Origin of the sequence: Bartonella tamiae Th239, assembly GCF_000278275.1 — a bacterium.
Classification (GTDB): domain Bacteria; phylum Pseudomonadota; class Alphaproteobacteria; order Rhizobiales; family Rhizobiaceae; genus Bartonella; species Bartonella tamiae.
On sequence record NZ_JH725147.1, the window covers coordinates 1,686,647 to 1,699,365 of the forward strand.

A 12,719-nucleotide genomic window follows, 5' to 3' on the forward strand; every position below is an offset into this window, starting at 1 on the left:
TTAATATCACTTTACAATCATTCTACTTTTATAAGCGTTATAAGATTACTTCTTTTTTTATACTCAAACGAGTTAATTTAATGAAAAAAATAGTTTTTTATTTTTTTAATAAAAAATAATTTGTTGGCATGATTTATGCTTGTATGTTTTTATGGCTTTACAACGCCATTTTAAAATCTGGAGATAGCAAATTATGAAAAAAATAGAGGCCATTATAAAACCTTTTAAACTTGATGAAGTTAAAGAAGCCTTACAAGAGGTTGGGCTACAAGGAATCACCGTTACAGAGGCTAAGGGCTTTGGAAGACAAAAAGGGCATACAGAGCTTTACCGTGGTGCCGAATATGTTGTTGATTTTCTTCCCAAGATTAAAGTTGAAGTGGTTGTTGCAGATGAACTTGTTGATCCTGCCATTGAAGCTATTCAAAAAGCTGCACAAACAGGGCGGATAGGAGATGGAAAAATTTTTGTTTCACCAATTGAAATAGCCATAAGAATTCGTACAGGAGAAACAGGAAATGATGCCGTTTAAGAGCATCATTGAAGCACAATGTCTATAATATATTGGTAGTTTTTTTTGCAAAAAATAACTTCAATATTATAAAGTTTGTGTTTTTGAAATACATATTGAATACTCTCTAAAACGGCCAAGTTATATCCAGATTTACCATAATTATCTTTTAAAAAGGAAGTGTGACATGACTACTGCATCTGACATTATCAAACAAATCAACGATAATGATATTCGCTTTGTTGACCTGCGATTTACTGATCCTAGAGGTAAACTGCATCACGTAACAATGGATATTTCTGAAATTAGTGAAGACAGTTTTGCCGATGGTATTATGTTTGACGGTTCATCTATTGCAGGCTGGAAAGCCATCAATGAATCTGACATGGTGTTGATGCCAGATCCAACCACCGCCCATATTGATCCTTTTTTTGCACAATCAACTTTGGTCATATTATGTGATATTCTTGATCCCAATTCAGGTGAATCCTATAATCGTGATCCTCGTTCTATTGCACGAAAAGCCGAAGCCTATCTCAAATCTTTAGGCATAGGCGATACAGTAAATGTTGGACCTGAAGCTGAATTTTTCATTTTTGACGATGTGCGATTTAAAACAGATCCTTACAATACTGGTTTTAAGTTAGATTCTAATGAATTACCATCGAATGACGATACTGACTACGAAATGGGCAATCTTGCACATCGCCCTCGTATAAAAGGCGGATATTTTCCTGTTCCCCCTATCGATTCATGTCAAGATATGCGATCAGAGATGCTAACAGCATTAACGGATATGGGTGTTCGTGTTGAAAAGCATCACCATGAAGTCGCCGCCGCCCAGCATGAACTTGGCATTCGCTTTGATACTTTAGTGCGTGAAGCCGATAAAATGCAAATTTTTAAATATGTTGTTCATCAAGTTGCAAATTCATATGGGAAAACAGCAACTTTTATGCCGAAACCTATTTTTGGAGATAATGGATCTGGCATGCATGTTCATATGTCAATTTGGAAAGATGGAAAACCTACATTTGCTGGGAATGAATATGCAGGACTTTCTGAAACATGTCTTTATTTTATTGGAGGTATTATCAAACATGCAAAAGCAATTAATGCTTTCACCAATCCATCAACAAACTCCTATAAAAGACTTGTACCTGGTTATGAAGCACCTGTCTTATTAGCCTATTCTGCAAGAAATCGGTCAGCCTCATGTCGTATTCCATTTGGCTCTTCTCCCTATTCTAAACGCGTGGAAGTAAGATTTCCAGATCCAACAGCCAATCCATATCTTGCATTTTCAGCCATTTTAATGGCGGGACTGGATGGCATTAAAAATAAAATACATCCTGGACAAGCTATGGATAAAGATCTTTATGATCTACCACCAAGTGAATTAAAGGAAATTCCGACCGTCGCGGCCAGTCTGCGCGAAGCATTGGAAGCACTTGATAAAGATCGCGCTTTTTTAAAGGCTGGGGATGTTTTTGATAATGATCAAATTGATTCTTTCATTGAATTAAAAATGCAAGAAGTGATGCGTTATGAAATGACACCGCACCCTGTAGAATTTGATATGTATTATTCTGTATAATGCAAAAATAATGCAAAAATTTATTTTAAATTGATAAAATGGAGGCATAAGCCTCCATTTTATTTAACGCTTTTTCATCTTGCCATTTTCCTGTCACGCTTTGGTTTTAGCACCTGCACAATATTTACAATAAAAGGAAATGATGGGGTATTATGATAATTAAACGTGGAGCAGTTTTTACTCTTGTTATTTTAACAGTTTTTTTTACACATTTTCATGCATACGCAGACAGCACTAATGATGAAAACCATTTAAGAACAGCGATAATTGACTATAAGATTGCGCTTGAAAATGGCGATGTACAGTCCATTATGAAAACTATTCCACCGCAAATTATCAAAAAATTAGCGGAACAGTCAAAGATTGCACAAGAGCAATTCAACCAAATTATGATCAGTCAATTAGAACAATTATCGACAATGTATAAAATCAATAAAACAAATATTGATTTTGATAAAAGGCGTTCAGGAAAATTCACTGATGGCACCTTATACTACATTATGCCACTCGAATTTAACATTACTATGCCTAATGCAATTAAAAGCCATGTCACAGGTGATTTGGTTGCAATTCAAGAAAACACTCATTGGTATTTTGTACGCGGTGATGATCAATCAACATTACAATTTATGAACGAAACATTCCCTGGATTTGAAAAAATTGAACTCAATGCTTCCAAAGCACAACGCATTGAATAACTTAGAAAGTTATCTAAAAAATGCGTTTAATGTTATTTCACCATTAAACGCATTTTAACAAATAAAAAAACAATCATTTCATTATAAAATCATTTTATACTAAGTTTTTTTCTAAACAATGCGAATTTGAACATCAACATTACCGCGCGTTGCATGGGAATATGGGCAAATTTCATTATGTGCCGTCATTGCAGCAACTTCAGCTTGTTGTTTGTCCAAACCTTCCAGATGTACATTCAACGTAACTGCAAGCTGAAAACCACCGCCTTTACGAGGACCAATACCTACCTCTGCCTTCACATAAGTACCATCTTTGGCATCCAAACCAGCTTTTGACGCTGCAAGCCGAGTAGCTGATTCAAAACAGGCTGCATAACCAGAAGCAAAAAGTGTTTCTGGATTAGCACCAACAGTTCCATCACCGCCCATTTCTTTGGGTTTTACAAGGACTAAATCAACCGCACCATCATCTGAATGCACATGACCCTCGCGGCCACCTTTTGCTGTTGACGCTGTTTTATAAAGAATATTCGATAACATGAGCATCTCCTATTGTAACAGACAAAAGACACTTAAAAAAAGGACCTTTTGCCAGATTGATCATTCACACATGATCATCTCTTAAATTTTGCCTTTCGTCAAAGCAATTTTAAGTATTATAACAAGTCTAATAATAAGACAGCAGCGTCAAAATCTTTGCGTTTATTATGACGCATTTTTAGGGCTTCCTGATCTTCACCCCAATGTTCAATCGTCCAATCTTCTTCCAAATGTGCTAATTTCCAAGCCTCATCACTCGTAATATACTTATCGTAAAGAGCCATGGCTAAAAGTGCAGAACCACTCAATGTCGTTATATTATGCAAAGCGGCAATAATAAAAGGGGATTTAATATCGCGCAGTAAACGACCATAAGTTAATATTGCATCACGAGGCTGATCAACATGCATAACTCCTTCACTTAAAACAAAATGATAACCCCATTTTCGTTCAAACCAATCTATAATTGGATCCCATAATTTAGTTTGTCTATCAACCAATTCCTTCGGTGAAGTAGCACGATAAAATAGTAAATCGCTTGCTAAAAAACGTAAAATATCTTCTTCAACCGCTTCCCGATTATCAGCGACACCATCAATCACAGTATTTACAAGACGTGTAATAGACATTTTTCTAGGATCGATAAAATCCTCTTGAACGTTAAACTCTACTGATAAATGAGTGGCTAAATCTTGATTGGGGACGATCAATTCTTTTCTTCCCGGTGTCTTAACACATTTACCATCAAGCAAAACCGCAAAGCCATTATCTGTTGGTACAACTGTAGCATTGTCATAAAAGCGTTTAACAAAAGACTGTTGTGAAATATTTTGTGCCTTCTTAAGAAAAGTATTTTCTCCCGTATCATTCAAAATTTCACGCATACTATTTCTTTCTTTGTACTTAAACTTTTTTTGAGCCAGATAAGAACGTTCATTCTTTAAATACGCTCTTCAACCACAGTTCATTTTACAGTAATCTATATAAAACACTGTTTAATAGTGAAAAATATCTAATCACCTTCACCATCCATTTCATCGAAAGCCAAAAGATTGAAGCTTTGAACCATATGTGGCGGCAAAGGTGCTGTTACATCAAGTAGACCACCAGACGGATTAGAAATGCGTATTCGCCTTGCATGAAGATGCAATCTATTTTGAATTCCACCTGGTAATTCCCAATTGGAATCAGAAAAAAAATATTTTGGATCACCAATAATCGGATGATTTATAAATGCAGCATGAACACGTAATTGATGAGTGCGCCCTGTATAGGGTTCCATTTCCAACCAAGATAACACACGGCTTCTTGTATCTATGACGCGATAATGACTAACCGCATGATCAGAATCAGGCTCGCCATGTTCACAAACGCGCATCTTATCACCATCGGCAGTTGCTTCTTTCACAAGCCACGTTGATATTTTATCTTGCTTCTTTTTTGGAACACCTCTAACCAACGCCCAATAAGTTTTTTTTGTATCTCTTGCACGAAACGCAGCTGTTAAAGATTGAGCCGCACCTCGAGATCGTGCAACCACTAAAACACCTGATGTATCACGATCAAGACGATGAACAAGACGCGGTTTTTCTCCTTTTTTATTACGCCAAGCTTCAAGCATACCATCAACGTGACGCACGACTCCAGAACCACCTTGAACAGCCAATCCAGCTGGCTTATTAAAAACGTAGATCTTTGCGTCTTCATAAAGGAGCATTTGTTTTAAAACATCCCCATCATTTTGTCCGCGGATTGTTTTGCCCGTTAATACAGCTTTACCTTTTTCATCAATGGGCAAAGGAGGTACTCGCAAAGATTGGCCCATTTCGAGTCGTGTATCCGCTTTAACACGACCGCCATCAACACGGATTTGACCTGAGCGCAAAAGTTTTTGCAAATGTCCAAATCCAAGCCCAGGATAATGCACTTTAAACCAACGATCGAGACGCATACCATTTTCATCATCATCAATTTTTTTTATTTCAACACCGGCCATATTTCTCTCCTTGCCGATCATCCTCTATCATTAACAAAAGACATTAGCGACCTGTTTATCACGTAGCGTTACAAACAGTCGATAAAAGTGCCTTTCCCGGTCATAAATCTGGCGGTAGCGTTTACTATATAATGTGCAATATTTCATTTTGAAATTTTTCGAAAGATTTAACTATTGTTTTTTGCTTTGGAGATTTAGAGTTGTCACTCTTTAAAACATATACACGTGCTATCAGCTATTTAATGACAGAAAAAAAAGCTGTTATCATTATTTGTGCTGCTAATATTTCAATGGCGGCTATACAGGTTTTTATACCAAAAATCTTTGGCTGGATTGTTGATGATCTTTCAGCAACCGCAACGGCGGTATCAGATGGAATGGTTTTTAGCACAAGTGATACTTTTAGCACTGTTTTTCCCTATCTTGCGATTTGGACAGGTCTTGGTCTTTTTAGCATATTAACAACTGTTCTGATTGATCGTGGCGCCGATCGTTTGGCTCATCGCCGCCGCCTTGGCGTTTTAACGCAATCCTATCAAAGCATTATCAATATGCCATTATCATGGCATCAAAAACTAGGGACATCAAACGCCTTACATACAATGTTGCGAGCTTGCGAATCAATGGCAACAATGTGGCTTGAATTTATGCGTCAGCATTTAGCATCTACAATGCAACTGATCATTTTATTAAGTGTGGCTATATGGACAGACTATCGATTATCCGCAGTTCTGGTATCTTTAGGCATTATTTATATTATGATTGCGCGGCTTGTGATGTCCAAAACAAAACATGGGCAAGAGTCAGTTGAAAAACATCATCTCGCACTTTTTGAACATGTGACCGATTCTATTTCTAATGTTTCTGTTGTTCAAAGCTATAATCGTATTGAGGCAGAAAGCGCTCGATTGCTTGAAAACACAAAAAATGTTCTGAAAGCACAATATCCTGTCTTAAATTGGTGGGCATTGGCTTCGGGATTAAACCGTATGGCTTCAACCATGACTGTTTTAGTGGTTATTGTGTTAGGAACCTATCTTGTCAGTAAAGGCTTGTTAAATATTGGTGATGTTGTTGCTTTTGTATTTTTCTCACAAATGATGATTGGTCAGCTTGATCAAATTAGCAATTTTATCAATCTTATTGGCTCTAACCGTGCGAAACTTGATGCATTTTATGATATGATGGATTCAACTAAAAATGCAGCTGAACCTGATAATCTACCATCATTAAGCCATGTTAAAGGTGCCATACGTTTTGACCATGTCACACATGAATTTTCCAATACGGGTCAAGGTGTGTATGATTTAAGCTTTGAGATTAAAGCTGGGCAAACAGTAGCCATTGTCGGCCCTACTGGTGCTGGAAAAACAACACTTATCAATTTGCTTCAACGCGTATATGATCCAGCTGTAGGCCATATTACAATTGACGGTGTTGATACAAAAACTGTAAACCGCGCTTCGTTGCGCCAAACTATGGCGACGGTTTTCCAAGATGCTGGATTATTTAACCGCACAATTTATGAAAATATTGCCGTTGGACGTCCCGAAGCAGACGAAAACGAACTCTTTGAAGCTGCAAAAGCTGCTGCTGCTGATGATTTTATTGCTTTTAAAAGTGATGGATATCATACAAAAGTGGGCGAGCGGGGATCTTTACTTTCAGGTGGCGAACGCCAAAGATTAGCTATTGCAAGAGCCGTTTTAAAAAATTCGCCCATTTTGGTGCTGGATGAAGCCACAAGTGCATTAGATGTTGAAACAGAAGAGCGTGTCAAAAAAGCTATTGACCAAGTTAGTCAAAACCGTACAACCCTAATTATTGCGCACCGTTTATCTACAGTACGAAATGCTGATCTTGTCTTGTTTATGGATCGCGGTCGTGTGATTGAACAGGGCAGCTTTAATGATCTTGCACAAAAAGGTGGGCGCTTTACATCATTACTGAAAACAGGTGGTTTAACGATTGATCAACCAACGGTTAAGCCAGAAAGCGATAATGTTGTTGCTTTAAATAAATTTGCGCGAGCGCACTAAATTAAAGGATCAATCTTTACGCCTAAAATGATAAATTTTCATAGTTAAATTCTAGGCATGTCATTAAATGAAAAAATTAAGAAGAATTATCAAAATATAAATACGATAGATCAGCAACGTATATAAAGAATTTGCACTTTAAGAATCATGGTGCATAAAATGATCTATTATATCTTATAAAGCTTTAATCTTGAATGAACCCGATTAAAGCTTTTTTAGAATATTCATATAAAGCAAATGACAAAAAGAAATGAGCTTGATGGTGTTATTTCTTTAAGGCATTTTTTAAAGCAACTAGTGCATTTTCAGCTTTTGATCCATCAGGACCTCCTGCCTGTGCCATATCAGCACGACCACCACCGCCTTTTCCATCAACAGCTTCTGCAGCAATCCGCACTAAATCGACAGCGCTATACTTCGCGGTGAGATTTTCACTGACAGCAATAACGATGCTTGCTTTATTATCTTCCGATAAACCAATAAAGACAACGATACCTTGCCCCAACTGCTCTAAGCCTGCTTGTGCCAAGGGTTTTAATTCACGCGGAGAAATACCCTTAATAATACTTGCTTTAAACGCAACGCCATTAATTTCTTCACTGTCACCATCCTTTTCTTGTAAAGATGACCCTTGAAGGGCTAATTTTTGGCGAGAATCCATTAATTCTTTTTCCAGCTTGCGTCGCTCTTCCACCAAAGTTTTAGTGCGCTCTAACGCTGTATGCGGTGTTGTTTTTAAAGCTGAAGCAATATTATGAACAGTTTTTTCCTGTTCTTTTAAATAAAGACGGGCGGCTTTTGCCGTTAAAGCTTCAATTCTGCGTACACCAGAGGCAACAGCTCCTTCTGACACAATTGTTATTAAACCTATATCACCTGTTCGCTTTACATGCGTACCACCACAAAGTTCAATGGACCATGCACGAGAAGTTAAACTTTGCTGGTCTGATTTTTGTCCCATAGAAACAACCCGTACTTCATCCCCATATTTTTCACCAAATAATGCCATAGCACCTTCCGCAATGGCATCATCAACCGCCATCAAACGAGTTGTTACCGCACTATTTTGTAAAACAATATCATTGGCTAAGTCTTCAATTTTTTTAAGTTCCTCTGGAAGAATTGGCTTTGGATGAGAAAAATCAAAACGCAATCTTTGAGAAGAAACAAGTGATCCTTTTTGAGCAACATGATTTCCTAAAACCTCTCTTAATGCTTCATGAAGCAAATGCGTTGCTGAATGGTTCGCACGAATTTGATGCCGGCGTTGATGATCGACATGCAACTCAACTTCATTATTTATATGAACAGATCCTTTTTCAACATGACCAATATGAACAAAGACACCGTCTGCCCTTTTTTGGGTATCTTTGACGATAAATTCAAAATTTTCTCCCAAAATACTACCACTATCTCCAATTTGTCCGCCTGACTCACCATAAAAAGGCGTTTGATTTAAAACAATCATAGCGTCTTGTCCTTCGCTAAGAGTGTCTACAATTACTCCGTCGCGGATAATAGCGGTTACAATAGCTTCAGCATTTTCAGTATCATAGCCCAAAAATTCGGTTACCCCGATTTTATCTCTTACGGTAAACCAAATTGTTTCCGTTGCTGCTTCTCCCGATCCAGACCAGTTTGCACGTGCTTCTGCCTTTTGGTTAGCCATTGCTTTATCAAAAGCTTCTGTGTCGACGCTTATATTGCGACGACGTAATGCATCTTGAGTTAAGTCAAGTGGAAAACCGTAAGTATCATAGAGTTTAAATGCGACATCGCCATCAAATTGATCACCAGAATCTAGATTTGCACTTGCTTCATTTAAAAGTAACAATCCGCGTTCAAGCGTTTTTCGAAAACGTGTTTCTTCTAATTTTAATGTTTCTGAAATTAAGGATTCTGCACGCAATAACTCTGGATATGCCTGCCCCATTTCTCGAGTTAATGTAGGTAATAAACGCCACATTAAAGGTTCTTTTGTTCCTAGCAGTTGCGCATGCCGCATGGCTCGGCGCATAATACGCCGTAAAACATAACCACGACCTTCATTAGAGGGTAAAACCCCATCAGCAATAAGAAAAGCTGAAGAACGTAAATGATCAGCAATAACGCGATGGCTGGCAACAAAATCTCCTTCGGCCTTAATCCCTGTTGCCTCTTCTGAAGCAGTGATGAGTGTACGAAAAAGGTCTATATCATAATTATCGTGAACACCTTGCAAAACTGCGGCAATACGCTCCAATCCAATACCCGTATCTATAGAGGGACGCGGCAAATCAACGCGTTCTTCTTTAGACAATTGCTCAAATTGCATGAAGACAAGATTCCAAATTTCTATAAATCGATCACCATCTTCTTCAGGGCTCCCTGGAGGCCCCCCCCAAATTTTATCACCGTGATCATAGAAAATTTCAGAACAAGGTCCACAAGGTCCAGTATCCCCCATTGCCCAAAAATTATCATTAGTCGCTATGCGAATAATTTTATCATCTGAAAGTCCAGCGATTTTTTTCCAAAGATCAGCCGCGACTTCATCATCATGATACACCGTTACAAGCAATTTTTCTTTCGGCAAAGCAAATTCGTTGGTTAATAAATTCCATGCGAAAAATATGGCCTCTTCTTTAAAATAATCGCCAAATGAAAAATTACCTAACATTTCAAAAAAAGTATGATGACGCGCTGTATAACCAACATTATCAAGATCATTATGTTTACCCCCAGCACGCACACATTTTTGAGCAGTCGTTGCGCGTTTATAGGGACGTTGCTCAAGTCCTGTAAAAACGTTTTTAAATTGCACCATGCCAGCATTTGTGAACATTAATGTAGGATCGTTACGAGGGACAAGTGGACTTGAAGAAATAATTTCATGACCTTGTCGACGGAAATATTCTAAAAATTGAGTCCTAATTTGATTTACACTATTCATTGTTCACACCTAATTATCCGCAAAATTTAATATCTTACGGTCATTTCAACATTCTGATCTGTCTTTTAAAGTATATTGATAATTGTGGGAACCTATTTTTATTCATCATTTTAAGCAATTTATAATGCGAAAACAGTGACAATACAAAACCATCATTCTTAGTTTAAAAAAAAGCGGGCAATTTGCACCCTCAAAATTATGAAATAAATTTTAATTTATGAATATAAAATATTTTATCACAATATAATTAAAAACAACTCATTTAAAAAAATATTTCATTATATACACTCATATTATGATAATTTAAAGTTCATTAGCTTATAAATAGAGCAGTATATTGATTTTATATATAAATAAGGTCGCTGCGTATTTTTAAATACAGCGACCTTAAAAATTTAATAACTAATCATTTGATCAAAAAATATTTAAACAGCTTCACTTTCTTCCTGTGCATCTGGGCCACCATTTTCTAAAAGCTCAGCTGCAATCAATCCTGCATTTTGACGAAGGGTTGTTTCAATTTCATCAGCCACTTCCTTATTTGCTCGTAAAAATTGTTTTGCATTTTCACGACCTTGACCCAAGCGTTGCGAATTATAAGAAAACCAAGCGCCTGATTTTTCTACAACTCCAGCCTTAACACCCAAATCAATCAACTCGCCAAGTTTAGAAACACCTTCCCCATACATGATATCAAATTCAACTTGTTTAAAAGGTGGGGCAAGTTTATTTTTAACAACCTTTACACGTGTTTGATTACCAACCACTTCATCGCGGTCTTTAATTGCACCAATGCGTCGAATATCCAAACGAACAGAAGCATAAAATTTTAATGCATTACCACCAGTCGTTGTTTCAGGAGAACCAAACATTACACCAATTTTCATGCGAATTTGATTGATAAAAATAACCATCGTATTGGAACGCGCAATGGATGCTGTCAATTTGCGTAAAGCCTGGCTCATTAAACGCGCTTGCAAACCAGGAAGAGAATCCCCCATTTCACCATCAATTTCGGCCCGTGGAGTTAATGCTGCAACCGAATCTACCACCAAAACATCAACCGCACCAGAACGAACAAGCGTATCTGTGATTTCCAAAGCCTGCTCACCTGTATCTGGCTGAGAAATCAAAAGATTTTCCAAGTCAACGCCGAGCTTGCGTGCATAGACTGGATCAAGAGCATGTTCTGCATCAATAAATGCACAAATACCACCACGTTTTTGTGCTTCAGCAATTGTATGCAATGCCAATGTTGTTTTACCGGAACTTTCCGGGCCATAAATTTCTACAATGCGTCCTTTAGGCAGGCCACCAACACCCAATGCAATATCAAGCGATAATGACCCCGTTGGTATTGTTTCAATTTCCACAACCTGCTCGTTTTGACCAAGGCGCATAATAGAGCCTTTTCCAAAAGAACGCTCAATTTGTGAAAGGGCAGCATCTAAAGCTTTTGATTTGTCCACGGTTTTATCCTCAACGAGTCGCAATGAGTTTTGAGACATTGTATACTAACCCTTTCTAAAAGTTGAAGTCTTGATTGACTATACTCACAAACTATTTTGTACTCTATTTGTTCTATTTTAGCAAGTATATTAACTCTTTGAATATAAACAAATTTACAAAAAAGTTCTTGTCTTGTTCTTATTTATTTGGATGATATGCAATAAAAAAAGCCGCTATTACTATAGCGGCTTTCTATAAAAAGATACCGATCTAATAATCGATTAATATCCTGCCTGACGCAAAGGTGCGATTTGAATTTCTACGCGACGATTTTGAGCGCGCCCTGCTGGCGTTGCATTCGATGCGATGGGATTTGATGGACCATATCCCACGACCGATAGACGACGACCATCAACACCTTGACTGTTTAAATAATTTGCAACAGACAATGCACGACGTTGTGAAAGGTCTTGGTTATGCTGCAGGCTACCTGTTGAATCGGTAAATCCAAGAACGTCAACAAGAGATTTTTCATATTTTTTCAATACAAGACCAACAGAATTCAATACAGGATAAAATTGCTGTTTCACTGCATCTTGGTCTGTATTAAATGTAATATTTCCTGGCATATTGAGCAATATTTGATCCCCGTTTCTTGTGACAGAAACGCCTGTGCCTTGCAATTGTGCACGCAATTCAGATTCTTGGCGATCCATATAATTTCCTATCAAACCACCACCAAGAGCACCAACACCTGCACCTATTAAAACAGCATTACGTTGCGCACGACTGGAACCACCGACCAATAAACCACCTAATGCGCCAGCAACGGCACCGATCGTTGCTCCACCTGCAGTTTTTGAAATTTGGCTTTCACCTGTATAAGGGTTAGTTGTTGTACAAGCGGCCAAAATACTGCCAGACAAAAACAAAATACCAATTTTTTTTAACATATTG

Annotated in this window: 10 protein-coding genes; 4 read left to right on the forward strand and 6 right to left on the reverse strand. The window is 37.7% G+C overall.

Annotated elements, in window-relative coordinates; genetic code table 11:
* Positions 1-193 precede the first annotated feature (193 nt).
* The 3 genes from ME5_RS07590 to ME5_RS07600 all read left to right on the forward strand — a co-directional run bounded on the left by ME5_RS07590 (position 194) and on the right by ME5_RS07600 (position 2,806).
* Positions 194-532 (forward strand): P-II family nitrogen regulator, encoded by a 339-nt coding sequence (locus ME5_RS07590; protein ID WP_008039925.1) that lies wholly within the window; start codon positions 194-196, stop codon positions 530-532.
* 166 nt (positions 533-698) lie between these two features.
* Positions 699-2,108 carry a type I glutamate--ammonia ligase gene (gene glnA, locus ME5_RS07595; protein WP_008039926.1) on the forward strand — a complete coding sequence of 470 codons (1,410 nt, stop codon included), beginning with the start codon at positions 699-701 and terminating at the stop codon, positions 2,106-2,108.
* A gap of 152 nt (positions 2,109-2,260) precedes the next feature.
* Positions 2,261-2,806 (forward strand): hypothetical protein, encoded by a 546-nt coding sequence (locus ME5_RS07600; protein WP_008039927.1) that lies wholly within the window; start codon positions 2,261-2,263, stop codon positions 2,804-2,806.
* Between the two features lie 111 nt (positions 2,807-2,917).
* Here the strand turns inward: ME5_RS07600 and ME5_RS07605 are convergent, their stop codons facing one another.
* The 3 genes from ME5_RS07605 to ME5_RS07615 all read right to left on the reverse strand — a co-directional run bounded on the left by ME5_RS07605 (position 2,918) and on the right by ME5_RS07615 (position 5,342).
* Positions 2,918-3,346: an organic hydroperoxide resistance protein gene (locus ME5_RS07605; RefSeq protein ID WP_008039928.1), complete on the reverse strand. Its 429-nt coding sequence runs from the start codon at positions 3,344-3,346 to the stop codon at positions 2,918-2,920.
* 116 nt (positions 3,347-3,462) lie between these two features.
* Complete coding sequence (locus tag ME5_RS07610; RefSeq protein ID WP_008039929.1) at positions 3,463-4,230, reverse strand: ATP12 family chaperone protein; 768 nt, start codon at positions 4,228-4,230, stop codon at positions 3,463-3,465.
* Between the two features lie 128 nt (positions 4,231-4,358).
* Positions 4,359-5,342 (reverse strand): RluA family pseudouridine synthase, encoded by a 984-nt coding sequence (locus ME5_RS07615; protein WP_008039930.1) that lies wholly within the window; start codon positions 5,340-5,342, stop codon positions 4,359-4,361.
* Positions 5,343-5,542: 200 nt separating this feature from the next.
* Here ME5_RS07615 and ME5_RS07620 point away from each other — a divergent pair, with 200 nt between their 5' ends.
* Positions 5,543-7,381 (forward strand): glucan ABC transporter ATP-binding protein/ permease, encoded by a 1,839-nt coding sequence (locus ME5_RS07620; protein ID WP_008039932.1) that lies wholly within the window; start codon positions 5,543-5,545, stop codon positions 7,379-7,381.
* A 265-nt stretch (positions 7,382-7,646) separates the two neighbouring features.
* Here ME5_RS07620 and alaS read toward each other — a convergent pair whose 3' ends face one another.
* The 3 genes from alaS to ME5_RS07635 all read right to left on the reverse strand — a co-directional run bounded on the left by alaS (position 7,647) and on the right by ME5_RS07635 (position 12,715).
* Positions 7,647-10,313 (reverse strand): alanine--tRNA ligase, encoded by a 2,667-nt coding sequence (gene alaS, locus ME5_RS07625; RefSeq protein WP_008039933.1) that lies wholly within the window; start codon positions 10,311-10,313, stop codon positions 7,647-7,649.
* Positions 10,314-10,738: 425 nt separating this feature from the next.
* Complete coding sequence (gene recA, locus ME5_RS07630) at positions 10,739-11,821, reverse strand: recombinase RecA (protein ID WP_008039934.1); 1,083 nt, start codon at positions 11,819-11,821, stop codon at positions 10,739-10,741.
* Between the two features lie 222 nt (positions 11,822-12,043).
* Positions 12,044-12,715, reverse strand: a complete 672-nt coding sequence (locus tag ME5_RS07635; protein ID WP_008039935.1) for a YiaD family glycine zipper/OmpA-like lipoprotein — start codon at positions 12,713-12,715, stop codon at positions 12,044-12,046.
* Positions 12,716-12,719: the final 4 nt, after the last annotated feature.

Excerpts from the sequence above, each read along its gene's own strand:
- ME5_RS07590 (WP_008039925.1), top strand. The coding sequence starts at position 194 with ATGAAAAAAATAGAGGCCATTATAAAACCTTTTAAACTTGATGAAGTT.
- glnA (WP_008039926.1), top strand. The coding sequence starts at position 699 with ATGACTACTGCATCTGACATTATCAAACAAATCAACGATAATGATATT.
- ME5_RS07600 (WP_008039927.1), top strand. The coding sequence starts at position 2,261 with ATGATAATTAAACGTGGAGCAGTTTTTACTCTTGTTATTTTAACAGTT.
- ME5_RS07605 (WP_008039928.1), bottom strand. The coding sequence starts at position 3,346 with ATGTTATCGAATATTCTTTATAAAACAGCGTCAACAGCAAAAGGTGGC.
- ME5_RS07610 (WP_008039929.1), bottom strand. The coding sequence starts at position 4,230 with ATGCGTGAAATTTTGAATGATACGGGAGAAAATACTTTTCTTAAGAAG.
- ME5_RS07615 (WP_008039930.1), bottom strand. The coding sequence starts at position 5,342 with ATGGCCGGTGTTGAAATAAAAAAAATTGATGATGATGAAAATGGTATG.
- alaS (WP_008039933.1), bottom strand. The coding sequence starts at position 10,313 with ATGAATAGTGTAAATCAAATTAGGACTCAATTTTTAGAATATTTCCGT.
- recA (WP_008039934.1), bottom strand. The coding sequence starts at position 11,821 with ATGTCTCAAAACTCATTGCGACTCGTTGAGGATAAAACCGTGGACAAA.
- ME5_RS07635 (WP_008039935.1), bottom strand. The coding sequence starts at position 12,715 with ATGTTAAAAAAAATTGGTATTTTGTTTTTGTCTGGCAGTATTTTGGCC.